The organism is Cronobacter sp. JZ38 (assembly GCF_008932145.1).
GTDB lineage: Bacteria > Pseudomonadota > Gammaproteobacteria > Enterobacterales > Enterobacteriaceae > Cronobacter > Cronobacter muytjensii.
In genome coordinates this window covers 49,400-76,133 of record NZ_CP017664.1, presented here as the reverse complement: position 1 = coordinate 76,133, position 26,734 = coordinate 49,400, and the positions used below count along the sequence as shown (strand labels likewise).

Below are 26,734 nucleotides of genomic sequence, written 5' to 3'. Positions count from 1 at the left end.
AAGCATTATTGCCTGCGAAATGAAGGCGCTATTGTCGTCCCGTCGGGTTAAGAGAACCTTAAGTGCGCACATAGACGTAATAGACCGTTATATACGCCGCCAGGATGGCCAGCGCGGCCACGCCCCAGAACCTGAGTTCGCGTTTTTTCATGCGGGAGCGGGCTGCGTCATCAGAAGGTGTATGTCACCGCCACGGCGGCAGAAGTCTGGTTACGCTGGCGTACAATCGGGCTGTCCGCCGCGTTATCGCCAAGCCAGGTGTAACCGGCGCTCAGGGTGGTGCTCCAGTGCTCGCCAAACTGATGGCTCCAGATAAGGCTGTTACTGACGCCGTAAAACCCGCCGTGGGCGGCGTAGCGCCCGTAGCCGGAGCGCGCGCTCTGACGCGGGCTGACGCCGTAAAACGTATTCATGTAGCGGCTGTCGCCGAAGAGGGCGGCTGTCTGAAACGCGACGGTGTCGGCGGCGTCCTGGAAGGGCAGCAGGGTGAGGGACGTCTGATACTGCACGCCCTGGCTGTCGGTTAACGGCAGCGTCGCTTTGCCTTCTGCCACCAGCCACGGCGTGACGGCCCAGCCGAGCGCGAGCCCCGTGTTAAGCGCGGTTTTAATGCTGCCCATGCCTTTGAGCGAATCGGCCCCGTCGCGCCAGTCGCTGTCTTTGTCCGCACGCCCGGGGCTCACGCCGAGCGACTGCTCAACATAGACACCACTGTCGCTTTGCAGGTCATATCCCAGCCCCTTCTCGGTATCGAAAAAGAACGCGCCGTGGCGGGCCTGCACGACGGGCACAACAGTCAGCGTATGGCGGTTATCCCCGCTGTAGCGCGGCGCGTATTGTGCGCCAGCGCCGATGGTCAGGCTGTCGGGAGCGCTCTCCTGCGCCGCCGCGGCCGTGGCGACGCCCGATAACGTGATGAGCATGTACAGCGTCCTGTTTCGTATTATCATCGTGGCTCCTTTTGGACGGGGAATGGGCTTCTGAACGGGTGGCGACCGCGTTCGATGCGCATTCTGAGCCACTCATATCAATGAACGGTCAGGAAACTGTTAAGAAACTGTCAAGGTGAACAGATGGTAACCAAAAGGGTACTGATTATTGAGGACGACGCCGATGCCGCCAGCGTGCTGGAGGCCTATTTGCGGCGCGAAAATTACGACGTGGCGATTGCGGCGGACGGTCAGTCGGGGCTTGAAAAAGCGCAGCGCTGGAAGCCGGATCTGGTGCTGCTGGACGTAATGCTGCCCGTCATGAACGGCACGGAAGTGCTGGCGGCGCTGCGCCGCGCGAGCGACGTGCCGGTGATTATGGTCACGGCGATGGGCGACACGCCGGACCGGATCGGCGCGCTGCGTTACGGCGCCGATGATTATGTTGTAAAACCTTATCACCCCGGCGAAGTGGTGGCGCGCGTTCAGGCGGTGCTGCGCCGCAGCGGTAAAACGCCGACGCCGGAAGACGTGCTGCGCTGGGAGGCGCTGACGGTGGATACGGTGGCCATTACCGCCACGCTTGATAACGGCGGCGACATCACGCATCTTGACCTCACGCCCACCGAATTTTCCCTGCTGACCGTGCTGATGCGCCACCCCACCAGGCCCTTCGCCCGACAATATCTGCTGGAGCACTGCCTGCCGGAGAGCGAGGCGCTGGAGCGCGTGGTGGACACGCATATCTACAATCTGCGCAGAAAGCTGGAGCACGCGGGCGTGCGCGGGGTGCTTATCAACGTGCGCGGCATTGGCTACCGGTTCCGTCAGCCATGAAAAATCACGCGTATCAGTCCCTCTGGCGCTGGCTGTGCGGGCGCATTATCGCGCTGGCTATCGGGACGGTGATTGTCATCGCGGTCTGCATGTGGCTGCGTTTCGCGGTGCAGAATTACTGGATAATGCACCGGATGCCGCCTGCGCTGCGCGACGAATTTCTCCGGCTGGCGGACAACCCGCAGCTTGATCCGGCGCGTTTTCATTACATTGTCGATACCTGGTGGGGGCTGGATTACTCCACGCCGTCTATCGCCTCCAGCGACTGGATTTTGCTCGGCGTTCTGGTGCTGGTGATGATCCCCTTTATCATTTTTATGGGCCTGAAATATGCCCGGCCGCTGTCCGTCCAGTTCAGCCGCCTGCGGGATGTAGCCGAAGACGTGACGCAGGGCGAGTTCGGGCGTCAGGCGGAGCTGGTCAAGGACGCGCCTGCCGAGATGGTGCATTTTGCGAGCGATTTCAACGCCATGACTCGTCAGCTCGCCCGTTACGATAAGGAGCTGCGCGCCTCGCACGTGGCGATGGCGCACGAGCTAAGATCGCCGCTCACCGCCGCGATGGGCCGCCTGCAGGGCATGCTGGACGGCGTCTTTACGCCTGACGCGCAGCAGCTGGAGATGGTCATGCGCCAGCTTCAGCTGTTAAATCGCCTGACGGATGAACTGCATCTGCTGTCGCTGGCGGATGCAGGCCAGCTGACAGTCGACAGGGAAGCGATTTACCTTGACGATCTGTTACGCGAGCGCGCCGCCTGGCTAAAACCGCAGGCCGACGCGGCAGGGATCCGCGTGGTTATTCATGCCTCGCCGCCTGCGCCGCTGTTCGCAGACGCGCTGCGTCTCGGGCAGGTCTTCACGGTGCTGATGGAAAACACGCTGCGCTACGGCAAGCCCGGCGGGCGTCTTGATATTCGCCTGCACCGCACGCAGACGGGCTACCGGGTAGACTTTCTGGATGACGGGCCGGGCGTGGACGCCAGTTTTCTGCCGCTGATGTTCGAGCGCTTTACCCGCGCGGAAACCTCGCGCGCCCGTCATTCCGGCGGCAGCGGGCTGGGGTTATCCATCGCGCGGGCCATCTGCGTGGCGCACGGCGGCGATATTCAGGCCTCGCTGCCGCCAGCGGGCGGGCTGCTGATGCGTGTGATGCTGCCAGAGCGCAGCGACACGGCAGAAAGTTGTCATCCTTGATGGTTTCTTGACGAAAAACCGAACAAATCTCGACGCAGTCACGCTGAAATGGCGCCGCCTTCACTCAGGAGCGGCGTCATGTCAGAAGAATTCACCGATTATTTTCGTCACTGCCTGCATCATCTTTTCGGTGCGGCGCGTCATTTTTCTTTGCTTTCGCTATGGCCGGTCGCGGCGCTCGCCGTGACGCTGCCGCTCTTAACGGGCTGCGGCGATGATCGCCACGACCCGCCCGCGCCGCCGCGCCCGGTGCGCTATCTCGTGGTAGCGCCTGACGCCGCCGCCCCCGCCAGCGTGCGCACGGGTGAAATTCGCGCCCACGATGAAACGACGCTGAGCTTCCGCACTGACGGGCGGATGGTCAGCCGTCTGGTGGATATTGGCGCGGTCGTACACGCAGGCCAGCTGCTCGCCACGCTTGAGCGCGCGACCGGGGAAAATCAGGCCGCCAGCGCGCAGGCCGATCGCCTGAGCGCGCAGGCGGCGGAGCGGGTGGCGGCGCTCAATCTTAAGCGTATGCAGGCGCTGATGCCGTCCGGCGCGATTGCCCGCAGCCAGCTCGACAGCGCCCGCGCCGACTGGCAGAGCGCCGTCGCGCGCCTCAAAAGCAGCGAGGCCGCGCTGCGTAACGCGCAGGAGAATCTCTCATGGACGCAGCTTATCGCGCCCGCCGATGGCGTGGTAACCGGCGTCAGCGCCTCGGCCGGGCAGGTGGTCAGCGCCGGGCAGAGCGTCTTTACGCTCGCCACCAGCGACGCGCGCGATGTGGTGTTTGATGTCAGCGATCCGCAACTTTTCGCCGACCAGACGCCGACGGCGTTTCCGGTCGCGCTGCTGACATCGCCCGCCACCACCGCCACGGCGCGGCTGCGCGACATCAGCCCGCAGGCCGATCCGCAGACCCGCACATGGCGGGTGCGTCTCATGCTGCAATCGCCGCCCGCCGCGATGGCCCTGGGCGCGAGCGTCACGGTCTCGCTGCCCCAGACGCGGGCCAGAGGCGTTGTGGTGCCGGCCTCCGCGCTCACCCGCCAGAATGGCCGCGCTGCGGTGTTTGTCATCGATGCCCATCAGCAGGCGCAGCCGCGCCCCGTCACCATCGCCGCGTATACCGCCACCGCCGTTATTCTCGCAGGCGGCGTCAGCCCCGGTGACCGGGTTATCACGGCGGGCGTGAGCAAGCTGCGCCCCGGCGAGAAGGTGATCCCCGGGGAGACGACGCCATGAGCTCGCCATCACTGAGGCAAAAATTCAATCTCTCCGCCTGGGCGCTGGCGCATCAGCAACTGGTGAGCTTTTTCATGTTGCTGATTATGGCGACCGGCGTGCTCTGCTATGAACAGCTGCCGCGCAATGAAGATCCGGCGTTCACCATCAAAACGGCGGTCGTCTCGACCGAATGGCCGGGGGCGACGGTGGCGGATACCACAAATCTGGTAACGGATGTGCTGGAGAAAAAACTCCAGGAGCTGCCGTGGCTGGATGATATCGAAAGCGAAACCCGCGCCGGGCGCTCGGTAATTAACGTTAACCTGCGCGACGACACCCCGCCGCAGGAGGTGCCCGCCATCTGGTACAAGCTGCGCACCAAAATGCAGGATATCGCCCCGTCGCTGCCGCAGGGCGCGCAGGGGCCTGCCGTGAATGATGAGTTTGATGACACCTGGGGCACGATTTACGGCTTTACCGCCGAGGGCTTTTCGCCCCGCGAACTGCGCGACCGCGTGGAGGCCATTCGCCGCACGTTAATGTCCGTGAATGATGTCGGCAAAATCACGCTGCTGGGCGAGCCGCAGGAGCAGATAGTCATCGCGTTTTCCCCGCGGCAGCTCGCCGGTATGGGGCTTGATATCACGCAGATTAGCGAGGCGTTACAGGCCCAGAACGCCGTAGAGCCGTCCGGCACGCTGCGCGCAGGCCAGGATAACGTGGCGCTTCGCGTGAGCGGCGCGCTGACTGGCGAAGAGAGCCTTCGCGCCGTCACGCTGCATATCAACAACCGCTATATCCCGCTGACGGATATCGCGACGGTCAGCCGTCAGCCCGCCGAGCCGCCCGTGCCGCAGTTTCGCGTGAACGGCGAGCCTGCTATCGGGCTTGCTATCTCGATGGCGCCCACCGGCAATATGCAGGCCTTTGGCGAGGCGCTGAACGCGCGGATGGCGCAGATAGCAACGCAGTTGCCGCACGGCATTGAGGTGGTGAAAGTCGCCGATCAGTCCGCAGTGGTGAGTGAGGCGGTGAGCGGGTTTGTCCGGGTGCTGGTCGAAGCGGTGCTGATTGTGCTGGCCGTCTCGTTTGTATCGCTCGGCATGCGCGCCGGGCTGGTGGTGGCCGCCGCCATCCCGCTGGTGCTGGCGATGACCTTTGCAGGCATGATGCTCGCGGGCATCGGCCTGCAACGCATTTCGCTCGGCGCGCTCATTATCGCGCTCGGCTTGCTGGTGGATGACGCCATGATCACCGTTGAGACCATGGTGGCGCGGCTGGAGGCCGGCGATTCGCGCAAAAGCGCGGCCACATGGGCCTTTAAAACCACGGCGTTTCCGATGCTCACCGGCACGCTGGTGATGATTGCCGGGTTTATTCCGGTCGGCTTCGCGGCCTCCAGCGCCGGGGAGTATTGCTACTCGCTCTTTGCCGTGGTGATGATAGCCCTGCTCTGCTCCTGGGTAGTGGCTGTGCTGTTTTCGCCGCTCACCGGCACCTGGCTTTTGCCTGCGCAGATAAAAAAGGCGCATCAGGGGCCGGGGAGGCTGGGCCGGTTTTATCAGCGGCTGCTGCGCCTCGCGCTCGGTCACCGGCTCGCGACATGCGGCGCGGCGCTGCTCGCGCTGGCGTTATCACTCTGGGGCACCACCTTTATGCAGGGCGAGTTTTTCCCGGCGTCCGATCGCCCGGAGCTGCTGGTGACGCTCACGCTGCCCGCCAGCGCCTCGCAGGAGGAGACGCGACAACAGGCGGAGCGTCTTGAGCAGGCGCTTCGCGGCAACCGCAACATTGATCGCTATTCAACGTATGTCGGCACCGGCGCGGTACGCTTTTATCTGCCGATGGATATTCTCGACGACGATGAAAACACGGCGCAGCTGGTTATCGCGGCGAAAGACCTGGCGGCGCGCGATCGCCTGCGCGACCAGCTCAACGCGCTGCTGGCGGCGCGCTTTGCCGATATCACCACCCGCGTGTCGCCGCTGGAGCTCGGCCCGCCCGTCGGCTGGCCGCTGAAATACCGCGTCAGCGGGCCGGATTATGCGCAGGTGCAGCGCACGGCGCAGGCGTTAGCCGACACGCTCGGCAAATCGCCGCTCACCCGAGAGGTGAACCTGACGGCGGGCGAACCGGAGCGGGTGATAACCTTCCAGGTCAACCAGACGGCGGCGCGGGCCGCGGGCGTCTCATCGCAGAGCCTGGCGCAGTTGCTGAACACGGTCTGGTCCGGCACCACCGTGACGGCGGTGCGCGACAACGACCGGCTGGTGGATGTGGTGTTGCGCGGCAACGATGCCGAGCGGCTTGATATCGCTACATTTTCTGTGCTGATGGTGCCCACCGCCAGCGGCGGCAAAGTGCCGCTCAGCGAAGTGGCAACACCCGTGTGGGGGCTGGACGATCCGGTTATCTGGCGTCGTCAGCGTCTGCCGTTTATCACGGTGCAGACCGATACGGCGCCGGGCCTGCGCGCTGAGGTGGTGTCCGCCGGGCTGCGCCCCGCCATAGAGGCGTTTCGCGCGCGGCTGCCTGCCGGTTATGAGATCAAAGAAGATGGCGCGGCGGCGGAGTCGGATAAAGGCAACAGTTCGGTCTACAACGTGCTGCCGGTGACGCTTATCGTCATGCTGGTGTTGTTGATTATCCAGTTGCGGCGTTTTTCACGGATGCTGCTGGCGCTGTTGATGGCGCCGTTCGGCCTGCCGGGCATCGTGCTGGCGATGTTGCCGACCGGTACGCCGCTGGGGTTTGTCGCGCTGCTCGGCATTATCGCGCTCGCCGGAATGATCATTCGCAACGCCGTGATCCTGATAGCTGAGGTGGACGGCAACCTGCAACAGGGCATGACTGCGGACGCCGCGATCATGACCGCCGCAGCGCACCGGGCGCGGCCCATCATGTTAACGGCCTGCGCGGCTATTCTCGGTATGATCCCGATTTCGCATCAGGTGTTCTGGGGGCCAATGGCGTACGCCATTATCGGCGGGCTGATGGTGGCGACACTGGTGACGCTCACCGTGCTGCCCGCGGCGTTCAGCCTGCTGCTTCAGCCGCGCCGGGCGCGCGCATCAGAGAAGCGTGGTTTTTAACCCGAGCACCTGCCACTGGCCGTTGCGGTTAACCCAGGTGCGAAAATGGTGAAACCGCCCATTCAGCGGTTCACCGGCATAGGTGCCCGTAATCGCCACGCAGGTGTCAACAATAATGCAGTGCTCGTTTTCCTGCGCCCGAAAAGATTCGCGTTCTATCGCCTCAAGAGTGATAGCGCCGCTCATATGCAGCCCGATATCCTGGGATTTGGTGACGCGCTGACCGGCGTGATTGATAAACAGCAGGTCATCGGCAATCAGCGCCGTCAGCGCCGTCACGTCGGAATGTTTCATCGCGGTAAAAAGCGTATCTTCAAGGTGTAGCGGCAGGCTCATGGCATTTTCCCTCTGGTATCAGGCAAGTCTGGCAGCCTGCGCCGGGTTGTAAACCCATGAGAATTAGTAGGTTAAGGACGTTCAGTGCGCCGGCATCAGCTCAAGCAACAGCGCCAGCGGGTAAATCGTCTCGCGGGCTTCGGCGAGCGCATCGCGCGTCCACCAGCGGTTGTCGTGAATGACGCGTTTTTCATTGTCGCTCCAGCGTGAGAAGTCGGTCTCTTCGCAGGCGGTGTGAATGATAAAAAAACGCTCGTCGGCGATAACGTCTTCGCCGTCCGGCAGGCGCATCGTAAAGGTACGCTGCGCCACTTGCGGGCCGGGGGAGGCGCGAATGATGCCCGTCTCTTCCTGTAATTCCCGCAGCGCCGCGTCGGCGAACGACTCGCCCTCTTCAACACCCCCGCCCGGCGTCGCCCAGTAGGAACGGCCGGCGAGCGCGTCATCGCGGTGGGTAAAACGAAACAGCAACAGCCGGTTATCGGGGCTGATTATCAACAACCGCGCGGCGGGGCGTGTGCGCATCCTGGCTCCTTGTTGGCGGGCTTTGTTCATCGCCGCATATGCAGCAGCGGATAAGGCTTGCCGTCCCCGTCCCGTGGCGAGCGGCCTTCACGGGTAAATCCCATATGTTCGTAGAACGCGACGGCGGCCGGGTTTTGCTCATTAACATCCACGAGGCAGGCGCCGTGCTGCTCGCAGGCGAACGTCAGCAGCGCCTTCCCGATGCCGCAGCCGGAGGCATCCGGATCGACAAACAGCATTTCGATTTTCTTATCCAGCACGCCGATAAACCCTTTGCAGACGCCAGACTCATCCTGCCACACCCATACCGGCAACGCAGCAAGCCAGGTATCGTGAACGCTTGCCCGCAGGCGCTGTATTTCTTCCTCGCTGAGAAACGTGTGGGTTTTGCGCACGGCGCGTTCCCATAAATTGGTTAACGCAAGAATGTGCTGCGTTTCGGCTCTGGTAATCATATCGTCATCCTTTCCGGTGTCTGCGGTCAGAGAGTATACCGAAAAGAGCTCGTGGCGCAGATGCAGGTGTTTCTTAACCCTGAATATTGGCAGCCACGGCAAGACCAGCAATATGCTAATTTAGCGGCTTACGCTCATCCTCAACGGAAAAAGAAAATGGACAGGGATACGCTGGTTACGCTACTCGAATATAAACGCTGGGCAGATGCCGGCACGCTGGCGTCGGTAAGGGCAGTTGATGAAACCGCGCACCCGGAGAAGCGCCGCCTGATGCAGCGGCTGATGAACCATATTTATGTGGTGGACCGGATTTTCCAGGCCAATCTTACAGGGCAGGCGCACGGCTACACGGCGCTGAACACGCCGCAAACCCCCACGGTGGAAGCGCTTGAGACGAACCTGCGCGAGAGCACCGACGGGTATATTGCCCTGGTCGGCGCGATGTCTGAGGCAGATTTTGCAAAGACGATCCGCTTTCAGTTTACCGACGGCGGGCCCGGCGAAATGAAAGCCATTGATATGTTCACCCATATGCTTTTTCACGGCACCTATCATCGGGGCGCGGTGGGCTGGCTCGTCGCGGAGTGCGGCGGCAGCGCATTTAAAGATGTCATGACGATTTTTCTGCGCGAGCGCCACCGTTAACCACGCCGCCCGTCGGGGCGGCGTTTCACCCTCTTGTTAACGGGACGCTGTGCGGCGTATTTGCCCGAGCGCTTTATCGCTCTCATCGCCGTTAATCAGGCGCGTGAGCTCTTCACAACGGACGATGTTTCCTGCCGCCAGCGTAAAGTGCGCAAACACCTCCACCTGAGCGTCAGCCCCGTGACGTTTTTCCACCTCAACGAGATGATGCGTAAACACCTGCTCGCCTTCAACAATGGCCGCCAGGATGCGCAGGTTAATGCGCCGTGTGATGGCTTTAAGCGCGGCCATGTGTTCGACAAATTGCGTATAATCCAGCGACACGCCGTCCACAACCTGTTGATAGTCCGGTGCGAAAAAACGGGCAATGGCGCGTTCGTCATGCGCGGGATGGCAAACCACCTGCTCCAGGGCGTCGGTGACCCTTTTTTTGGCTGTTTCCATTAGGTTCTCCTCTTAGTGAGAAGGCAGGATACAGCCGGGTGCGTAAAGGCTATTATCCGCATTACGTCAAAAAATACGGTTAACCGGCCATGCTCCTTACGTCTGAACACTTTACCCATCCACCCCGGCATGAAACGCGCTGGCACACACACGACGGTGGGCAGGTTTACCGGGCAATTGCGGGCGTCATGATGATTGAAACCGAACGTGCCCGCTGGGCGGTTACGCCAGGCGTGATTGGCTGGATCCCGGCAGGCGTTCGTCATAAGGCCCATTTTCCAGGCCAGATGCACGGCGGTGCTATCTACCTCAGCACGGGCGATCACCCGCCACTACCGCCCGAAGAAGGGGGTTTCAGTGCTGATACCTTCATGCTGACGCTGATTGAACGGCTGTTCCACGACGTCAGCGAGGTGCGCCAGGCCCGGTTACTGGCGGTGTTATGCGATGAGATAATGGCAGCGGCGCCGTGTCCCCTGCATCTGACCATGCCGCAGGACCGACGCGCCAGGCAGATAGCCGATGCGCTGTTATTGCATCCCGGTAACGGACTCAATCAGACGCAGCTTGCCGTGAAGTACGGTCTCAGCGTCCGAACGCTTAGCCGGCTTTTTCGCGAGCAGACGGGGCTTCGTTTCAGCCTGTGGCGTCAGCAGGCGAAAGTCATTGCCTCCCTGTCGCTCATTCTCGCGGGGGTGCCGGTAAGTGAGGCGGCGCTGGAAAGCGGGTTCAGTAATGTCAGCGCCTATATTCAGGCGTTTCGCGAACGCTTTGGCGAAACGCCGGGCAAACTTCAGCAGTCTCATTTCAGGCGTTGATGCCGCCGCGTTATTTTTCCGCTTCTGTTGCCACACGCCTGCCGATATCCTTCAGTTGCGAATACTTTTCCAGCAGCTGCGGGCCGTCATCAAGGCTTGTGACAAACATCCACATGTAGGTCATCACCGAGTAAATATGCCCGGCGTTGAGATCCGGCGAGCGCGTCATCATCACGATGGTAAAGCTAAACAGCAGCGCCGCCAGCACGCCGATAGTGAGATAACCCATCGCCTCGCGATCCGAGAGCGTGATGCGAAGCCGCGCCAGCACCTGATAATGCCGTTGCAGCGTGTGCGACGCGGCGTGGGTCACGACGTCTATCTCTTTTTCGAGACGATTGTTAAGCCTGCCATACAGCGCCTCGTTGCGGCGGGTAAACCGCGTTACAAAACAGGCCAGCACGCCCAGAATGGCGAGACAGGCGATACCCGTCCAGAACTCAATCAGCAGCAGCATGACGGCAGCGCCTGCCATCGACGCCACCGAGGTAATCAGCGTCGGCAGGTGCAGCTCGAAGAAATCGACAAATTCCCGTGAGAGCGCCACGCGCGCGGCGACGGTCGACGCGGCCAGCTGTTTTTTGCGCTGCGCCAGCACCACCGAGACGGCGAGGCCCGCGTAAATGCGCGCGAAGGTGCGCGTGTCAACGCTGCGGCGCGTCGCGCCCAGCGTCCAGATAAACAACACCATCAGCCCGTAGAGCATCGCGTTAAATAGCTCGCCTGCCATCATGGCGTTAATGGAAACGCCCGCCAGCACCGGGTAAAGCAGGTAAGTGACGTTCTCCGCTATCACCAGCGTAAAGGTAAAAAAGAGCTTATGGCGATGGCGTCTGGCGAGGGTTTTCAGCGTGCCGGCGGCGCTGGCGGCCGGGACGGACACCGGAAGATTTTCGCTGTGCGTTTTCATGGTTTCTGTTAATCTGTGTTAGAGCAATTGCTCAAGTGGGGTGGGATGCTATTTGAGCAACTGCTCAAAGTCAACCGAAGAAAACGCAGGGTGAGCTTTTCGTGAAAGAGAAAATCGTCAACGCGGCGATCGCGCTGTTTATTGAAAAAGGCATCGAAAACGTCAAAACGCGTGATTTAACTGAGCATTTAGCGATTTCACGCAGCCATATTTATCACTATTTCAAAAACTGGCAGGCGCTGTGCGTGGAGTCGATTTCCACGTTTCTGGATAATGAACTTCATGAGTTTGTCTCGCGTACCGCGTCGTTACCGGCAAGTGACAGATTGCAGGCGTTTATCGACGGCGTGATTTCACCGACGCCCGACCCGACCGCGCGGCTTTACGGGTCGCTGTGGCAACTGGCGGCGCACAACCCGGTTTATGCACAACTGACGGGATCCATTCTGACACGCTGGCACGAAGCGCTGGTGGCGATTATCGTGGCGGGGGAAAACGAGGGGGTGTTTCGCCCTGTTAATGCCGCGCGGGTCGCCCGCCAGCTGGACGCGATGCTGTTCGGCTACAGCGACCATCTCTACACGCTGCCGTCCGACGAGGCGTTCCGCCAGGCGCAGGACGACATTGACGATTTCATTCGCGGGAATTTGCTGGCGTAACAATGCGCTTTGCTATCCATAAGCAGGTCTGACAGATGTGAAATCGATGTAAATCGGTTAACTCACACTCAGGCCTTTGTCACAAAACAGAAATCCCGATTTTTGCCCGCGACGCCTGCGTTGATTTGCGTAATTTTTGTTAAATCTTTGTATACAAAAGCGCTATGGAAGTGTGAGGCATGATTAATGCGTCATATGCATCGGTTCATGCGTTTATTGCGCTTATTAACCCCTTATTTCTGTTCCAGTCTTCAGATAGAGGCGCAACCAAAAGCGTCAACGACAACTGGAGACATCAATGCATTCCGCTACCCCACCTGTAACGACCCGCTCCCGGCTCGGCGCGATACTGCGCGTCACGTCGGGCAATTTTCTCGAACAGTTTGATTTCTTCCTGTTCGGATTTTATGCCACGTATATTGCCCATACTTTTTTCCCGGCAAGCAGCGAGTTTGCCTCGCTGATGATGACCTTCGCAGTGTTCGGCGCGGGCTTTCTGATGCGCCCCATCGGCGCCATCGTGCTGGGCGCGTATATCGATAAGGTTGGCCGCCGTAAAGGGCTGATTGTGACGCTCTCTATTATGGCGACGGGCACGTTTCTGATTGTGCTGATCCCGTCCTATGAGGCCATCGGGCTGTGGGCGCCGCTGCTGGTGCTGATTGGGCGTCTGCTACAGGGATTCTCGGCAGGCGCGGAGCTTGGCGGCGTATCGGTGTACCTGGCGGAAATCGCAACGCCCGGGCGCAAAGGCTTTTATACCAGCTGGCAGTCCGGCAGCCAGCAGGTCGCGATTATGGTCGCCGCAGCCATGGGGTTTGCCCTGAACGCGACGCTGGATCAGAGCGCGATTAGCGACTGGGGCTGGCGTATTCCGTTCCTGTTTGGCTGCCTTATCGTGCCCTTTATTTTTCTTCTGCGCCGCAAGCTTGAGGAGACGCAGGAGTTCAGCGCGCGCCGTCATCATCTCGACATGCGCCAGGTGTTCACGATGCTGCTGAAGCACTGGCCGGTGGTAATTGCAGGCATGCTGATGGTGGCGATGACCACAACCGCGTTTTATCTCATTACCGTCTATGCGCCCACCTTCGGCAAAAAAGTGCTGCTGCTCAGCGCCTCCGACAGCCTGCTGGTCACGCTGCTGGTGGCTATCTCTAACTTTATCTGGCTGCCGGTGGGCGGCGCGCTGTCAGACCGCTTCGGGCGTAAGCCGGTGCTTGTCGCCATGACGCTGCTGGCGCTGGCCACGGCGTATCCGGCTCTGCTGCTGCTGGCAGGCTCGCCGAGCTTTTCGATGATGCTGACTGTGCTGCTGTGGCTCTCCTTTATGTACGGTCTGTACAACGGCGCGATGATCCCGGCGCTGACCGAAATCATGCCGGCGGAAGTGCGCGTGGCAGGCTTCTCGCTGGCTTACAGCCTCGCAACCGCGGTGTTTGGCGGCTTTACGCCGGTGATTTCCACGGCCCTGATTGAGTACACCGGCGATAAAGCCTCGCCCGGCTACTGGATGAGTTTCGCGGCGCTTTGCGCGTTGCTGGCGACACTCTACCTGTATCGCCGCAGTACGATGACGCTGCAACCCGCTCGTTAAAGGAGGAACGACAACATGCGTAAAATCTCATTCTGGCTGATGGCGGCGCTGGTGGGTGGTTCGGCAAGCGCCGGAGCGCTGGCGCAGGATCTGACCGTGATGATTTCCGGCGGATTTAAAGCCGCGCTTGAACAGTTGCGCCCCGTTTACGAAAAGCAAAGCGGTAATCATCTTATCGTGATCCCCGGCCCTTCAATGGGCAAAACGCCACAGGCTATCCCGAACCGGCTGGCGCGCGGCGAACCTGCTGATGTCGTGATCATGGTGGGGGATGCGCTGGGTCATCTTGAACGCGCGGGCCGCATCGCGCCGGGCACGCGCACGGAGCTTGCGGATTCGCCGACAGGCATTGTGGTGCCGAAGGGCGCGCCGGTGCCGGTGATTAAAACGGACGACGATCTGCGCCAGATGCTGCTTGCGGCGAAATCTGTCGCGTATTCCGACAGCGCCAGCGGCCGCTACGTCAGTCATGAGCTCTTCAGAAAGCTCGGTATTGAAAAGCAGGTCGGGACGAAAGCGCAGATGGTGGAGCGCATCCCGGTGGCGTCTGAAGTGGCGAAGGGGAAATATGCCGTGGGGTTCCAGCAGGTCAGCGAGCTGTTGCCGGTGCCCGGCGTGACCTTTGTCGGCGAGCTGCCCGATGACGTGCAGTACATCACGCGTTTTGCCGGGGCGGTAACCACCCGCGCGGCGCATCCGGAAGAGGGAAAAGCACTGCTCGCGTTTCTGTCATCGCCCGACGCGCAGAAAACCATTCACGCCACGGGGATGCGATCGGCAGAGGTAAAACCGCCGGTTACGTCAGCTGATACCGCTCAGTAACGAGCTTCTCAAGCTCCGCTGCGACATAAGACTGAATGCGGCCGCTGCGGCGAATCAGCCCTACGCTGCGTCTGACCACCGGATCGGTCAGGCGCAGCGGCGTCAGCACCGAATGCCCGGACGCAGGCATCGACATCGCGGGAACGGCGGCAATGCCGATCCCGGCTTCCACCATCCCGAGCATCGTGGTGACGTGTCGGGTTTCACAAATGCTGGGCCGCGCAGGCGTAATGTGCCCCAGCGCCTGGTCAAGCAGCGTGCGGTTGCCGGAGACTTTGTCGAGACCGATATAGTCCTGCTGAAAATATTCCCGCCACGTGAGCTGCCCTTTGCGGGCGAGCGGGTGATCGCGGCGGCACGCGGCCACGTAGACATCCTCCACCAGCGGTACGAACTCCAGATGCGGCGGCAGGTTTCTGTCAAAACAGATCCCGAAATCGGCCTGCCCGCTGGCGACGGCCTCGATAACGTTGCCAAGACTACTGTCGATAAGTTTGATTCGCACACGAGGGTAGCGCGCCTGAAAGCTGCGTATGATTTCCGGCATAAAGTAATAGGCCGCCGACGGCACCGTCGCGACCGTTACCAGCCCGGTGCGCGCTTTACTCGCCTGATTAATATCCGCCAGCACCGCCTCCACATTCGCGAGCAACTGCTCTGAACGCTCGGCGAAGCTCTGCCCATAAAGCGTCAGGGCTACGCGGCGCGTGGTGCGGTCAAACAGCTTTGCGCCGAGCGCTGTTTCCAGTTTTTCAATACGGCGGCTGAGGGCGGACTGCGACAGGCAGATAGACTCCGCCGCGAGCCGAAAGCTGCCGTATTCCATTAACGCGCGAAACGCATAGAGATCGTTCAGGTCGAAATTTACAGGCATGGCAGCAGCATCCTTTCAGCATCAGTAACATCATCATTATAAAGCGCGGTTTATCCGTCGCGTTTTTATCATAGATGACAGGCGGGCGTTGCTGAAAGTGATACGCCACGCAGGAGGGCGTTTCACGGGCAGCGCGGCGACGCTGGCGCCTGCGCCATGTCCCAGTGCGTTTTCAGGAAATCGACAAAACACCGGATGCGGGGAGAAAGATAGCAGCTGGTGGGCCAGAGCGCGGAGAACGTGCCTGTGCGCTCGCAGTACCCCGGCATCACTTCGCCTAACTCGCCGCGAGCGAGCATCGTGGTGACGATAAAATCTGGCACATAGCAGATCCCAAGTCCTGCGGCGGCCGCGCGGATCATGGCTTCGATATTATTGACCGTCAGCGCCGCGCGGGCCTGATGCGCGCCTGTGAGCTGAAACCCGGCCAGCTCCCACGGCTGGATGAGCCCGGTGGACGGAAAGCGAAACAGGATACAGCGGTGCTGTTTCAGCGCGTCGGGCGAGCGGGGTTCGCCATGGATGGCAAGGTAGGCGGGGCTTGCGCAGAGTACGAAACGGAAATGGCCAAGCGTTCTGGCGGTCAGGCGCGAATCCGCCATTTCGCCGCTGCGGATCGCCACATCAAACCCTTCCTCTACCAGATTCACCAGCCTGTCGCTGAAATCCAGCTCTGTGTCGATATCGGGATATTGCGCCGCGAATGCCGGGAAAAAGGGCATCAGCAGGTGATAACCGATGGTGGGCAGCGACACCCGCAGCTTGCCGGAGGGACGTTGCGTGGAGGAGGTCAGTTCAGCTTCCGCCTCACGCAACTGTTCAAGCGCCGGGCGGCAGCGCGCCAGCAGCTTCTCGCCTTCACTGGTCAGGCTCACGCTTCGGCGTGCCGGTGCAGAAAGCGGGCATGGCGGCCGGACTGTTTAACACCGTGCGCGTGGCAGGCGAAGGCGTGGCGCTGGTCTGTGTAATGGCGTTTCTCGCGACAGCCTGTCAGCATACGCTGGCCGTGACTCTCCCGGGTTATTCGCCCGGAACGATCGCGAGCGCCGCCACCTGGCTTGGCTCCGGCAATCTTCAGCAGGCGCAGGCGCTGCTGCCGGAGGTGTCGCAGGCGCAACTGCACCGGAGCCTGAATCATGCGTATCTGCAGCTGTGCGATCTGCTGGCCATACTGACGCTGCTTTGCGCCGTGATCGTGTGGAAAACCCTTCGCGCGGCGCGCCCGCACTCGCCGCCCTTTTAAAGAGCGCCGCTGCAAACGCAACGGCTGAAGTGACAGGCCGCGCTAAAGATGCTGCGCCTCGACGCCCTGAAGGATTTCTTTGATCTCGAAGAAGTCGTTCCAGAACGGGGTATCGCGCAGGGCTTCGCTAAACGCCTGCCAGACTGCGTGGCTGGCCGCCTCCCAGATCCAGATATCGGAAATGCGCGCTGAGTAAAATTCAGTGTCGAAATAGCGCAGCGTCAGCGCGCCGCGGTACTGCGCCAGTAATGGCGAAAGAAACGTGGCGATGTTGCGCTGACGCTCATCGGCGCTGGCGCTGAGCCAGCTGCGGTTGGCTTTCACCAGCATAAAAAGGGTCACAGATTCTGTGGCGGCACGGTTCATTATGGTCTCCCTGAAAACTATTAATGCTTGTAGATGTGGGGTTACGGCGAGGTCGTTATGATATCGGGACATGTTTTATTCAGGGACTCGCGTTTTATGCACCTTTACGGTCCGGCGCTTGCGCCGCGCAAAATACCGCGTCAGGCACGCTCACGGGCGCTGGTAGACGCGATTATCGAGGCGACGGCTCGCATTTTCGAGCGCACAGGCCCGACGGCCTGCACCACGAATGCCGTGGCGGAAATCGCGGGCGTCAGCATTGGTTCGCTGTATCAGTATTTCCCGAACCGGCGCGCCTTAACGGCGGCGCTGGTGGCGCGTGAACACGCGCAGCTTATCGCGGCATTCAGCGCGGCAGCCACGCGCCAGACGGCGGCGGAACGGCTTACGGGCATGATCCACGCCGCCGTGGAGTACGACTTTGCGCGGCCTGCGCTTGCTGCCGCGCTGGATGGCGAAGAGGCGGCGCCGGCGTTTGCGCGCCATCAGCAGGAGACGCTGGCGGCGATTCACCGCGGTGTGATGGCGGTCATCCAGCGGGATGAGGCGACCGCATGGGATGTTATCGCGCTGGCGCAGGGGATGATCGCCATGGCTGTCCGGCGGGATGAGCGCGACGGCTGCGCGCTGAAGCGCCGCATTGAACGCGCCGTTTTTGGCTATCTCGGCTGGCCTGCGCCAGAAACGGCGTGACGTTAACCACTTACCACAGGAGAGAGAAATGATTGTCAGAACCTGGCACGGCTGCGTGCCGCGCGAACACGCCGACGGCTTTGCGCTCCATTTGCAGAAAACCGGCGTTGAGCATGCGCAGCGCACGCCGGGCAACCGGGGCGCGTTTGTGCGCCATGAAACGCAGGGCGACTGGGCGCATTTCTTTCTTGCGACCTGGTGGGACGATCTGAACGCTATCAAAGCGTTCGCCGGGGAGGATTATCAGGTCGCGGTGACGTATCCGGACGATGAACAGTTTGAACTGCTCTCCGACCCGTACGTGTTCCAGCATGAGGTGCAGGCCATTACGCCGCTGTAACCGGCGAGACGCTGATAAAATGGCTCGCCAGCGCGCCGTTATCATAGCGATGGATCATAAGGGCGGGCGGCTACGCCAGTTGTCATCGGTCAGATCGCCGCTTGGCACCAGCACATCGGGGGCAAGCGGGGCGCGCCATGCCAGCGCGTTGTCAAAACGCGACAGAGGGTCGTTATCCGGTGCGGCGTGAATATCAGAAAGCTGTGCGACTATCATGGTTTGCGCTCTGGCCTGGCGGTTTCTTGCTTCAGGAATGGCAGAAGAGGGAGGAGGGCGCGACACCAATAAAAAAGCCAGCCGGTGAGAGACGGGCTGGCTTTTGAAGGAATAATCAGGCGTCAGATATCGTCGAGCGTATGGTCGACGACGATTTCCAGCGTTTTGCGCATGACATCAGCCATGACCACATCGTCTGTGGTTTCCAGCATACCGATGAGTTGCAAAATAATCGCTTTATGAGTCAGGTGACCGTCGGTGGCGAGGATATTGCTGACAACCGCGCCCAGCAGAGCGGCTTCCTGCGCCAGCAAATCGCCAGCGTTACGAAAATATTCAGACAGTGTCGTATCGGGCAGCTCTGCCTGTACATCAGTGGGGTTAAGCATTACCTGGCTCATTGACTGGCACCGTATAGTATTTTGAAAGTTGCTGTATATAGTCAGTGTTTTTTAGTGCCGTCTGGCGACTGACTATCGCCAAACAGGGAACGGACATTGTCGCCATTCCACTCCTTGCGCTCATGTGCGCCGTTGCGCCGTCCGGAAACCGTCGTCGAGCTTATCTCAGTAATCACGCGTGCAATGGCCTCGCGTCGCTGAGCATCCGACTCGCTGGTTTCCATCGAGCGCAAACGCGCGATGAGGACCCGCATATTGATGGGGCCTTTTTCTCTCAGGAGAGACAGTACGGCCTCTCCGATGATTTCATCTGTCAGTTGATCTTTTTCACTTCTGTTCATAAATGCGTCTCTGAATGCCGCATGTCCCGCGCCACACGCACGGGCTACAACTTTTCCGGTGGCGTCCTGCCACTGAAAATTGTCAGGCTGTGCTAAGGCCTGCAATATCCTCCGCCAGAATTGACTTAATCATCAGGAAACGTGTTCGGTAAAACGCCCTGGTGTTAGCGATCGAAAAGCAGACCGATCAGCGTCTGGTAGTGACTTTCTTCTTCAACGCTGGAAGCCATTTCGAGACGACTAAGCAATTTGGTACAAATACTTTTTTTGTTCAGGAGACGACCATCGCGCAGAATCTCTACCACGATTTGCCCTAAGGTTTCTTGCTGAGTTGGCAGAGCCGCTTTATCAAAGTATCGGGCAATGGCATTAGCTGTATCCGGGATATAACCGTTCTGACGCATATGTCACTCCTGTTAAAATTTCGTAACTACGCAAGGAATAGTTAGCAGTATACTAATTACATGAATCTTGTACACCCTTTTTGTATAAGTTGTTGTCACGCTTTTGATTGAATGATGATCATTCCTATCTTTATCAAATGCTTACATTTGTAATTATTTTTCTTTTGCAGATAATTCTGTACAGAAATTGCATTTTTATCCTCTGATCTGAGCATTCCAGGTTGTACAGGAAAGCGAAAACGTAAGCATGATGTGAAAATTTCCGCCTGCGGATGCCGCAACCTGTACAAAAACGTCGCTCACCTTATTTGTTCTTATCTGTCTGTAAAACGTAATCATTTCGAGACGCTCGCCGGGTCATCTGCTAAGGTGGCGGCTTATTCACCTATTCACGGGATGTATGATGCTCACAACCATAATTTATCGCAGCCATATCTGCGACGATGTTCCGGTCACCGTGCTGGAAGAGATGGTAGCGGCAGCGAACAATAAAAACGGGCAGGCCGATGTAACAGGCATTCTGCTTTTTAATGGCAGACACTTCTTCCAGCTTCTTGAAGGCCCGGAAGAGAGCGTGAAATCTATCTACCGCGCGATTTGTGCCGATACGCGTCATTACAACCTTGTGGAGCTGCTGTACGACTATGCGCCGTCGCGCCGCTTTGGCAAATCCGGCATGGAACTGTTTGATTTACGCGATTATGAACGCGACGAAGTGCTTCAGCATGTGCTGAATAAAGGCACCTCGAAATATCAGCTGGTCTATGGCGATCGCGCATTGCAGTTCTTCCAGACCTTTGTCGAAGCGACGGAAAAAGAAAACTATTTCGAGATCCCGCCGGGCGACAGCTGGGATTTTATTACCGAAGACGATGGCGTTCAGGCACCGGCGACGACCGGTGTGCATACTGATTGCAGCTTCGCCTTCCAGCCGATTATCGATCCGCTCGCCCGTGAAGTGGTGTCGCTTGAAGCGCTGCTGCGCACGCCGGATGGCGCGCCGCCACAGGCGTTTTTTGAGGGATTGCAGGGCGCGGCGCTGTATGAGGCTGATTTGCACAGCAAGAAAACGGCCTTTGCCATGGCGGGCGCGCTCAATATTGGCCAGCAGACGCTGTGCGTAAACCTGCTGCCGATGACGCTCGTTACCATTCCTGACGCGGTAGATTTTCTGGTGCAGGAGATTCAGGCGAATGGCCTGGTGCCGGATCAGGTGATTGTGGAGTTTACCGAAAGCGAAGTTATCTCGCGGCTGGATGAATTCACCGGCGCGATTCGCCAGCTAAAAGCGGCGGGCCTTCGCGTGGCGATTGATCATTTTGGCGCGGGCTTTGCCGGCCTGCTCTTGCTGGCGCAATTCCAGCCGGACCGCATCAAAATCAACCGCGATCTCATTCGCGATGTGCATAAAAGCGGGCCGCGGCAGGCTATCGTTCAGGCGCTGATTAAGTGCTGCGCGTCGCTGGAAATCGCCATTTCCGCGGTCGGCGTAGAGAAAGCCGAAGAGTGGATGTGGCTGGAATCGGCAGGCATTACGCTCTTTCAGGGGCATCTGTTCGCTAAACCGGCGTTTGGCGGCATCCCGGCCGTGGCCTGGCCTGAAAAAAAATTCGGCCTGTAAGCGCCGCTCTTTCCCTGTGGCGCATGTTTAACCGCATGCGCCCTCTCTGCGTGATTTTACCTCTTTCCTGTACACTTTTTTATTGCTCATCACGACCGGACTTCATACCCTTATCCGCCCGTGGCTCTTAAATTAACTTCCCGGTTGTACAATTACTAAAAATTGTACAAGCTATGTAGAGTTAAATTTTTGAGAGATTCCTGTGTCGGTTTTGATCGTGAGTGAAGATCCTATGGCGTTTTACAGCATTGGCGAGATAGCAGAACGGTGCGGGATTAACCCCGTGACGCTGCGAGCCTGGCAGCGGCGCTATGGCCTGCTTAAACCCCAACGCAGCGAGGGTGGTCACCGCCAGTTCGATGAAGACGACATTCAGCGTATCGAAGAAATAAAGCGTCTGGTCAAAAGCGGCGTGCCCGTGGGGAAAGTCAAAGCCCTGCTGGATAAAGACGTTGTCGTGGCGCCAGAGGCGTGGAAAGTACTGCAGGAAGAGATGATGGCGGTGTTGCGTCAGGTGCGTCCGGCGACGCTGCGCGCCAAGCTCACGGCTCTGGTGCGCGAAAATGCGGTAGACGGGCTTATCGATAATGTCTTTTTGCCGGTGCGCCGTCGTCTGGGTCTTGACCAATACACCGCGCCTTCCATGCGCAGCCTGATGGATGGCGCGTTGATTGAATACGCCACGCTCTTTCTCGCCGAGGCGCGTAAGAAAACCACCAAAGAAGCGCTATTAATGGGCTGGGGCACGGTAGACCGCGCCCGCCTGTGGCTTGAAGCCTGTCGGCTGGCCCACCAGGGCTGGCACATCGACGTGCTGGCAGAGCCGCTCGACCTGCCGCACCCGGAGCTGTTCCCGAACCAGCACTTTTTTGTCTGGACCGACGAGCCGCTGTCGGACGGACAGCTGGAGCGCGTCTCTCACTGGCAGGCGCAGGGCTTCGCCATTACCTTTCTTTCCGATAAAGAACAGGCGTAAGCCGGTCAGCAAAAAAAGCCCGGCACAGCCGGGCTTTTTTATGCGGTTCACCTCAATGTTTAAAACGTCTCCCAGTCTCCGGCGCCGTCTGCGGCGAGCGTGCGAGCAGGGCTGTGCGAGGCTGCCGCTTTCGCCGCCGGCTTTTTCTGGATGCTGTCGCCAAGCTTAAAGAGTGAAATCAGCTGCGACAGCTCGCCGGCCTGCTGCTCCAGCGACGCGGCGGCGGCGGATGACTCCTGAACCAGCGCGGCGTTCTGCTGGGTGGTGGAATCCAGCTCGCTGACGGCTTTGCTTATCTGATCTATCCCGCGGCTCTGCTCGTCAGACGCGTGAGAGATTTCCGTCATGATCCCGCTGACGCCCTCCACGGACGAGACAATATCTTTCATGGTTTCGCCCGCTTTGTTGACCATCGCGGAGCCGGAGCTGACGCGCGCCACCGATTCCTGAATCAGCCCCTCAATCTCTTTTGCGGCCTGCGCGCTGCGGCTTGCCAGCGTTCTGACTTCACCGGCGACCACGGCGAACCCGCGCCCCTGTTCACCGGCGCGCGCGGCTTCCACCGCGGCGTTGAGCGCCAGGATGTTGGTCTGGAAAGAGATACCGTTAATCACGGCGATAATGTCTTTAATCTTGTTAGAGCTGTCGGTAATGTTCTCCATCGTTTCAACGACGTCCCACACAATCTGCCCGCCGCTGCGCGCGTTCTGCGCTGCGGTGTGGGCAAGGGCGCTTGCTTCGCGGGCGTTATCGGCGTTGCGTTTTACGGTCGACGTTAACTCTTCCATGCTGGCGGCGGTTTGCACTACGGCAGCCGACTGCTCTTCGGTACGCGACGCCAGATCGGTGTTGCCGATGGAAATCTGCGACGATGCCGAAGCCACGTAAATCACCGACTCTTTAATCTGGGTGATAAGCTCGCGCAGCCGCTGGTTCATCGTCGCCATCGCGGCGCTCAGGCGGCCCAGCTCGTCGGTGGAATCGGCTTCGATAACTGCCGTCAGGTCGCCTGCGGCGATACGCTCCGCAACGCTCAGGTTATAGCGGATCTGCGCGGTCATCTGGCGGGTGATAAGCCAGGCGATAAAGAGCCCGATCACCACCGCGCAGAGCGCGACAATCACCATGATGTACATGACATGGTCGATTTTGGCATTGCTTTTATCCGCCTGAATTTTCGCGAGTTCGCTGGTGGCGTTATTTAACTTCTCGGCTACCACAGTCATGGCGTCGGCCCCGGCTTTCGCGTTTTTCAGGGCGAGGCTGTAGTCGTCCACCGCGCTGTCGAGCGAATTAAGCGCCGACTGGAGCGCATCGGCCGTTCCGGCGATGTCGGAGGCGTTTTCGCTTTTTATCGTGGTCAGTAAAGAGAGCGCCTGCTGTAAATCATTGCTGAATTGCTGCTGCCCATCCGCACCGCGCGACGAGACAATTACGCCCGCGTCCGCGCGAATTTTCTCAATAAAATAGAGCAGATTGACGCTGGATCTTGATAAAGACTCGCTGCTGCGCAGCGTCTGAGAAACGTTATCAAAAGTGGACTGACGGGTAGCCTCCAGCACTTTTCTGCTTTGCTCAATAGTGGCACTTTCCAGCGAAATAAACTGATTTCGCACGTCGTGATATTGTTTTACCGTCTCGCCCAGCGCGGTAAATAACAGGCGGGTATCTTTTTCCCAGGCGAAGTGTTCGCCATCTTCTATTTTCTCCGCCATTCGTTTTATGGCATTCAGGTTCTCCTGCGCGGCTTTTTCGTCGTGGCTGACCTGATACATCAGGCGGTTACGTCTGGCGGTATTTAAATCGTTACTGATTTGATTGACCAGTTGCTCTTTGTCAGAGTGCTCGCTGATAGCCGAAAGCTGACTCAGGTTAATCCCGGACGAGAGGATAATAATACCGACGAGTACAGAAAAGCCGCCGAATAATTTTGCTGCTACGGAAAGATTTTTTAAAAAACCGGGTTTACCTGTCATTGTTGATTCCTCGGCTGCTCACTCTGCTGTCGTGATACACGCGCCGTCGCGTTTATTTATGGCGCAATAATATGCGCGCATTTAAGGCGTCAGGGCTGTTATCGTTGAGTTACTCCATAAGGGTTATCGGCAAAAATGAAAATTTTATTCAGGGAAAATCAGCAGTAAATTTCAGATGGCTTGAAAATCATTACATTACGTATTTAACATTCTTTCCTGAATGTGATCGCATTAACAAAAGGAGAGCGTTTATCATAAGTAATAAAGGTTTGCGTGAAAACAATAAGCCTGATTACCTTTTATTATCGGAGTGCTCCTTATAGAAGTGTGCTAATTCCCGCAAAAGTAATATGCCTGAATAGAAATCTCCGGTTTACGGCGTGAGGTAAAAAGCTTTTGTCGACAAATGGCGGACTGCCGGGCAGATACACTGATGTCCGGAACGCTCATTATAAAAAGAGGTGAAAATGGCTTTTACTCATATGCGTATCGCAAGACCGGTGACGGACCTGGAAAAATCGTTCCGCCTCTGGTCGCAGGGGCTGGGGCTTGTAAAACTGGCGGCGTTTACTGATCACGCCGGTTTTAGCGGCGTCATGCTCGGGCGTAAAGGTTTGCCCTGGCATCTTGAATTTACGGTCTGTCACGATCATCCTGTCGCCCCTTCCCCCGGCAATGAGGATTTACTGGTGCTCTATTATCCGGATAACGCCGAATGGCAGCGCGTTTGCGCATCGCTCGAAGAGGCAGGGTTTATCAGTACGCCTTCGTTTAACCCGTACTGGGATATTAACGGGCGCACCTGGATGGACCATGACGGTTATCGGCTGGTTGTGCAAAACCGGGCGTGGGAATAAATTTTACCGCATGACGACGCCGTTAACGCAGACGCTATACCATCAGTAGATCCTGATAAAGCGCATGCTCACCGAAGCGCAGGCGATAACACAGTCTCTGCGCTTACACGCCGTCCGTATCCGAAAGACGCATCGCACAGCGGTCAGCGCGGGAAACCCCCTGCGCCGCTTCTTCATCAGGCAGACGAGCCAGACGCTCCGGCACTGCGCGTCGGCAATATATTCACCCCATTGATAAACCCAACCGGCGTGGCGGCGTCTTCCGTCGCGACGGCGCAATAGCCGGTCGCGAGCAACTGCCGGTGTAACGGCTGTGATTGCGCGCCATCGGTCGCCATCCGGGCGCGGACGGGGTCGCGCTTAAGGCGCTGCCCGCCGACTATTCGACAGCCTCAGGTAACGGAATATCTTCCGCTGCGGTCTTTGTGATTCGAAAGTGCACTTCTGACGCCCTTTTTTGCGGCAGGCATATTTCGCTCGCGGGCGAAGCATCGTGTTTTCATCGGTTTACCATGCAACGACGTTTTGTGATGGAGAAAGCCAATGATAGCCGTTTTGTTTGAAGCGCAGGCGCGACCGCACGCGCAGCAGCGTTATCTGGATCTCGCCGCCGGGCTGAAGCCGCTCCTGGCGGATGTGCCGGGGTTTATTGACCTTGAGCGGTTTCAGAGTCTCACCACGCCTGGAAAAATCCTGTCACTTTCGTGGTGGGAAAATGAAGAGGCGGTGCGCCAGTGGAAAGGCAACCTGATGCACCAGGCCGCACAGCGGGAAGGGCGGGAGAGCATTTTTGCGCATTACCGTATCCGCGTCGCCCGGATGCTGCGTGACTATTCATCTGATACAAAGGATAACTCACATGTATGATATTCACGTGATCCTCAGCAATACCCCAGGCGCGCTGGCGGCGCTCGGCTCACTTCTGGGCCGCAGCGGCATCGGGCTTGAGGGCGGCGGCGTTTTTTCTGTCGCAGCGGCGAGCCACGCGCACTTTCTGGTGGAAGAGGGCGACAGGGCACGGCAGGTTCTGCTGGACGCCGGATTTACGGTGCAGGCCGTCACGCGGCCGCTTATACGCAAACTGTCGCAGGCGCGACCAGGCGAGCTGGGTGAGATAGCCCACGCGCTGGCCTGCGGCGGCGTGAATATTCTTGTGCAGTACAGCGATCACAGTAACCGGTTGATTCTTCTGACCGATAACAATGAGCAGGCTGAAAAGGTAACCAGAAAATGGGCAGTCCACAGCGAAACCCCGTGACTGAAAAGGCGCAGGCGTCAGGCCTCGAACAGGCGATGTCGAACGTGGCGGCGGCGATGTCCGACCCGTCGCGCGTCGCGATGCTCTGCGCGCTGATGGATGGCCGGGCGTGGACTGCCACGGAACTCAGCGCGGTGGCGGAGATTGCGGCGTCGACCGCCAGCGGTCATTTATCGCGGCTGCTGAACCACGGCCTGATTGTCTGTCTTTCTCAGGGCCGCCATCGTTATTACCGGCTGGCGGGCCATGACATTGCCGGTTTGCTGGAAAACCTGATGGGCGTCTCCATGAGCCCTCGCCGGATGCCGGCGACCGGCACGCCGTGGCATTTACGCCATGCACGCACCTGCTATGACCATCTGGCCGGTGAGCTCGCCGTGCGAATCTACGCGTTTATGCTGGAAAAAAACTGGCTGGCGCCCACCGGCGACGCGCTGACTGCCGAAGGCCGCGAGCGCTTCGCCGCACTCGGCGTGCCGCTTAATCCGAAGCCGAAACGCAAAGCGTGTTGCCCGTGCCTCGACTGGAGCGAACGGCGGTATCATCTGGGCGGCGATGCCGGTGCGGCGCTGCTGACGCTATTTTTGCAGCGCGGCTGGCTTGAAAGAATACCCGGTTACCGGGAAGTGACCGTCACGGCGGCGGGCCGGGAGGCGCTACAGCGGCTCTTCAGTATTGAGAGCGCGTTAACGGTCTGAAA

General features: G+C 59.1%; 30 protein-coding genes and 2 pseudogenes. 18 read left to right on the top strand and 14 right to left on the bottom strand.

Annotated features, from left to right (window positions below; genetic code table 11):
- Positions 1 to 170: 170 nt before the first annotated feature.
- Complete coding sequence (locus BJP61_RS21305; RefSeq protein ID WP_171999674.1) at positions 171 to 950, bottom strand: MipA/OmpV family protein; 780 nt, start codon at positions 948 to 950, stop codon at positions 171 to 173.
- Between the two features lie 123 nt (positions 951 to 1,073).
- On the opposite strand from BJP61_RS21305, the gene BJP61_RS21300 reads away from it, so the two are divergent.
- The 4 genes from BJP61_RS21300 to BJP61_RS21285 all read left to right on the top strand — a co-directional run bounded on the left by BJP61_RS21300 (position 1,074) and on the right by BJP61_RS21285 (position 7,260).
- The gene (locus BJP61_RS21300; RefSeq protein ID WP_075192613.1) at positions 1,074 to 1,766 is read left to right on the top strand and encodes a response regulator transcription factor; all 693 of its coding nucleotides are present in this window, start codon (positions 1,074 to 1,076) and stop codon (positions 1,764 to 1,766) included.
- The gene (locus BJP61_RS21295) at positions 1,763 to 2,959 is read left to right on the top strand and encodes an ATP-binding protein (protein WP_171999672.1); all 1,197 of its coding nucleotides are present in this window, start codon (positions 1,763 to 1,765) and stop codon (positions 2,957 to 2,959) included. The genes BJP61_RS21300 and BJP61_RS21295 overlap by 4 nt, the downstream gene beginning before the upstream one ends.
- A gap of 78 nt (positions 2,960 to 3,037) precedes the next feature.
- Entirely contained in the window at positions 3,038 to 4,186 is a 1,149-nt protein-coding gene (locus tag BJP61_RS21290; RefSeq protein WP_171999670.1) for an efflux RND transporter periplasmic adaptor subunit, read from the top strand.
- The gene (locus BJP61_RS21285; protein ID WP_171999668.1) at positions 4,183 to 7,260 is read left to right on the top strand and encodes an efflux RND transporter permease subunit; all 3,078 of its coding nucleotides are present in this window, start codon (positions 4,183 to 4,185) and stop codon (positions 7,258 to 7,260) included. The genes BJP61_RS21290 and BJP61_RS21285 overlap by 4 nt, the downstream gene beginning before the upstream one ends.
- On the opposite strand, the gene BJP61_RS21280 is transcribed toward BJP61_RS21285, so the two are convergent.
- The 3 genes from BJP61_RS21280 to BJP61_RS21270 all read right to left on the bottom strand — a co-directional run bounded on the left by BJP61_RS21280 (position 7,240) and on the right by BJP61_RS21270 (position 8,576).
- Positions 7,240 to 7,596, bottom strand: coding sequence for a nuclear transport factor 2 family protein (locus tag BJP61_RS21280; protein ID WP_075192609.1), 357 nt, complete (start codon positions 7,594 to 7,596; stop codon positions 7,240 to 7,242). The genes BJP61_RS21285 and BJP61_RS21280 overlap by 21 nt on opposite strands.
- 81 nt (positions 7,597 to 7,677) lie before the next feature.
- Positions 7,678 to 8,121 (bottom strand): NUDIX domain-containing protein, encoded by a 444-nt coding sequence (locus BJP61_RS21275; protein WP_171999666.1) that lies wholly within the window; start codon positions 8,119 to 8,121, stop codon positions 7,678 to 7,680.
- Positions 8,122 to 8,147: 26 nt separating this feature from the next.
- On the bottom strand, positions 8,148 to 8,576 hold the full coding sequence (locus tag BJP61_RS21270; protein ID WP_171999664.1) for a GNAT family N-acetyltransferase: 429 nt from the start codon (positions 8,574 to 8,576) through the stop codon (positions 8,148 to 8,150).
- Between the two features lie 156 nt (positions 8,577 to 8,732).
- On the opposite strand from BJP61_RS21270, the gene BJP61_RS21265 reads away from it, so the two are divergent.
- A complete protein-coding gene (locus BJP61_RS21265) occupies positions 8,733 to 9,221 on the top strand; it encodes a DinB family protein (RefSeq protein ID WP_171999749.1) in 489 nt (162 codons plus the stop codon).
- A 36-nt stretch (positions 9,222 to 9,257) separates the two neighbouring features.
- Here BJP61_RS21265 and BJP61_RS21260 read toward each other — a convergent pair whose 3' ends face one another.
- A complete protein-coding gene (locus BJP61_RS21260) occupies positions 9,258 to 9,665 on the bottom strand; it encodes a nuclear transport factor 2 family protein (protein ID WP_171999662.1) in 408 nt (135 codons plus the stop codon).
- Positions 9,666 to 9,754: 89 nt separating this feature from the next.
- On the opposite strand from BJP61_RS21260, the gene BJP61_RS21255 reads away from it, so the two are divergent.
- The gene (locus tag BJP61_RS21255; protein ID WP_171999660.1) at positions 9,755 to 10,483 is read left to right on the top strand and encodes an AraC family transcriptional regulator; all 729 of its coding nucleotides are present in this window, start codon (positions 9,755 to 9,757) and stop codon (positions 10,481 to 10,483) included.
- Positions 10,484 to 10,493: 10 nt separating this feature from the next.
- On the opposite strand, the gene BJP61_RS21250 is transcribed toward BJP61_RS21255, so the two are convergent.
- On the bottom strand, positions 10,494 to 11,393 hold the full coding sequence (locus BJP61_RS21250; protein ID WP_171999658.1) for an ABC transporter six-transmembrane domain-containing protein: 900 nt from the start codon (positions 11,391 to 11,393) through the stop codon (positions 10,494 to 10,496).
- A gap of 101 nt (positions 11,394 to 11,494) precedes the next feature.
- On the opposite strand from BJP61_RS21250, the gene BJP61_RS21245 reads away from it, so the two are divergent.
- From BJP61_RS21245 to BJP61_RS21235, 3 genes are all read left to right on the top strand, one after another.
- Positions 11,495 to 12,052, top strand: a complete 558-nt coding sequence (locus tag BJP61_RS21245) for a TetR/AcrR family transcriptional regulator (RefSeq protein WP_075192602.1) — start codon at positions 11,495 to 11,497, stop codon at positions 12,050 to 12,052.
- Between the two features lie 298 nt (positions 12,053 to 12,350).
- Positions 12,351 to 13,646 (top strand): MFS transporter, encoded by a 1,296-nt coding sequence (locus BJP61_RS21240; RefSeq protein ID WP_075192601.1) that lies wholly within the window; start codon positions 12,351 to 12,353, stop codon positions 13,644 to 13,646.
- Positions 13,647 to 13,661: 15 nt separating this feature from the next.
- The gene (locus tag BJP61_RS21235; RefSeq protein ID WP_075192600.1) at positions 13,662 to 14,468 is read left to right on the top strand and encodes a substrate-binding domain-containing protein; all 807 of its coding nucleotides are present in this window, start codon (positions 13,662 to 13,664) and stop codon (positions 14,466 to 14,468) included.
- Here BJP61_RS21235 and BJP61_RS21230 read toward each other — a convergent pair.
- Both BJP61_RS21230 and BJP61_RS21225 read right to left on the bottom strand, forming a co-directional pair.
- A complete protein-coding gene (locus BJP61_RS21230) occupies positions 14,443 to 15,342 on the bottom strand; it encodes a LysR family transcriptional regulator (protein ID WP_161579473.1) in 900 nt (299 codons plus the stop codon). The two genes, BJP61_RS21235 and BJP61_RS21230, sit on opposite strands and share 26 nt — an antisense overlap.
- Before the next feature lie 122 nt (positions 15,343 to 15,464).
- Positions 15,465 to 16,229 (bottom strand): annotated as a pseudogene (locus tag BJP61_RS21225) (LysR substrate-binding domain-containing protein); the annotation flags it as partial.
- Between the two features lie 17 nt (positions 16,230 to 16,246).
- On the opposite strand from BJP61_RS21225, the gene BJP61_RS21220 reads away from it, so the two are divergent.
- Entirely contained in the window at positions 16,247 to 16,585 is a 339-nt protein-coding gene (locus tag BJP61_RS21220) for a hypothetical protein (RefSeq protein ID WP_255485554.1), read from the top strand.
- A 42-nt stretch (positions 16,586 to 16,627) separates the two neighbouring features.
- Here BJP61_RS21220 and BJP61_RS21215 read toward each other — a convergent pair whose 3' ends face one another.
- Positions 16,628 to 16,951 carry a darcynin family protein gene (locus tag BJP61_RS21215; protein ID WP_161580647.1) on the bottom strand — a complete coding sequence of 108 codons (324 nt, stop codon included), beginning with the start codon at positions 16,949 to 16,951 and terminating at the stop codon, positions 16,628 to 16,630.
- 96 nt (positions 16,952 to 17,047) lie between these two features.
- Here BJP61_RS21215 and BJP61_RS21210 point away from each other — a divergent pair, with 96 nt between their 5' ends.
- Together BJP61_RS21210 and BJP61_RS21205 are read left to right on the top strand one after the other, a co-directional pair.
- A complete protein-coding gene (locus BJP61_RS21210) occupies positions 17,048 to 17,644 on the top strand; it encodes a TetR/AcrR family transcriptional regulator (protein WP_161580648.1) in 597 nt (198 codons plus the stop codon).
- A 28-nt stretch (positions 17,645 to 17,672) separates the two neighbouring features.
- Positions 17,673 to 17,984: a hypothetical protein gene (locus BJP61_RS21205; RefSeq protein ID WP_075192596.1), complete on the top strand. Its 312-nt coding sequence runs from the start codon at positions 17,673 to 17,675 to the stop codon at positions 17,982 to 17,984.
- 72 nt (positions 17,985 to 18,056) lie between these two features.
- Here BJP61_RS21205 and BJP61_RS21200 read toward each other — a convergent pair.
- The 4 genes and pseudogenes from BJP61_RS21200 to ycgZ form a co-directional block, all read right to left on the bottom strand.
- Positions 18,057 to 18,200 (bottom strand): annotated as a pseudogene (locus BJP61_RS21200) (metallophosphoesterase); the annotation flags it as partial.
- 122 nt (positions 18,201 to 18,322) lie between these two features.
- Positions 18,323 to 18,601, bottom strand: a complete 279-nt coding sequence (locus BJP61_RS21195; RefSeq protein ID WP_083605376.1) for a biofilm development regulator YmgB/AriR family protein — start codon at positions 18,599 to 18,601, stop codon at positions 18,323 to 18,325.
- Positions 18,602 to 18,642: 41 nt separating this feature from the next.
- On the bottom strand, positions 18,643 to 18,942 hold the full coding sequence (locus BJP61_RS21190; RefSeq protein ID WP_171999654.1) for a hypothetical protein: 300 nt from the start codon (positions 18,940 to 18,942) through the stop codon (positions 18,643 to 18,645).
- Positions 18,943 to 19,106: 164 nt separating this feature from the next.
- The gene (ycgZ, locus tag BJP61_RS21185) at positions 19,107 to 19,346 is read right to left on the bottom strand and encodes a regulatory protein YcgZ (protein ID WP_007670514.1); all 240 of its coding nucleotides are present in this window, start codon (positions 19,344 to 19,346) and stop codon (positions 19,107 to 19,109) included.
- A 403-nt stretch (positions 19,347 to 19,749) separates the two neighbouring features.
- On the opposite strand from ycgZ, the gene BJP61_RS21180 reads away from it, so the two are divergent.
- Together BJP61_RS21180 and BJP61_RS21175 are read left to right on the top strand one after the other, a co-directional pair.
- Entirely contained in the window at positions 19,750 to 20,967 is a 1,218-nt protein-coding gene (locus BJP61_RS21180) for a diguanylate phosphodiesterase (protein ID WP_075192634.1), read from the top strand.
- Positions 20,968 to 21,199: 232 nt separating this feature from the next.
- Complete coding sequence (locus BJP61_RS21175) at positions 21,200 to 21,943, top strand: MerR family transcriptional regulator (RefSeq protein ID WP_075192594.1); 744 nt, start codon at positions 21,200 to 21,202, stop codon at positions 21,941 to 21,943.
- Between the two features lie 59 nt (positions 21,944 to 22,002).
- Here the strand turns inward: BJP61_RS21175 and BJP61_RS21170 are convergent, their stop codons facing one another.
- Complete coding sequence (locus tag BJP61_RS21170) at positions 22,003 to 23,919, bottom strand: methyl-accepting chemotaxis protein (RefSeq protein ID WP_171999652.1); 1,917 nt, start codon at positions 23,917 to 23,919, stop codon at positions 22,003 to 22,005.
- 467 nt (positions 23,920 to 24,386) lie between these two features.
- Between BJP61_RS21170 and BJP61_RS21165 the strand changes: the two genes are divergently transcribed.
- The 4 genes from BJP61_RS21165 (at position 24,387) to BJP61_RS21150 (ending at position 26,732) form a co-directional block, all read left to right on the top strand.
- A complete protein-coding gene (locus BJP61_RS21165) occupies positions 24,387 to 24,776 on the top strand; it encodes a VOC family protein (protein ID WP_171999650.1) in 390 nt (129 codons plus the stop codon).
- A gap of 543 nt (positions 24,777 to 25,319) precedes the next feature.
- Entirely contained in the window at positions 25,320 to 25,643 is a 324-nt protein-coding gene (locus BJP61_RS21160; protein WP_171999648.1) for an antibiotic biosynthesis monooxygenase, read from the top strand.
- Positions 25,636 to 26,034 carry an amino acid-binding protein gene (locus tag BJP61_RS21155; RefSeq protein ID WP_161579466.1) on the top strand — a complete coding sequence of 133 codons (399 nt, stop codon included), beginning with the start codon at positions 25,636 to 25,638 and terminating at the stop codon, positions 26,032 to 26,034. The genes BJP61_RS21160 and BJP61_RS21155 overlap by 8 nt, the downstream gene beginning before the upstream one ends.
- On the top strand, positions 26,007 to 26,732 hold the full coding sequence (locus BJP61_RS21150) for a winged helix-turn-helix domain-containing protein (RefSeq protein WP_171999646.1): 726 nt from the start codon (positions 26,007 to 26,009) through the stop codon (positions 26,730 to 26,732). Before BJP61_RS21155 ends, BJP61_RS21150 begins: the two co-directional genes overlap by 28 nt.
- The last annotated feature ends 2 nt before the right edge of the window (positions 26,733 to 26,734 follow it).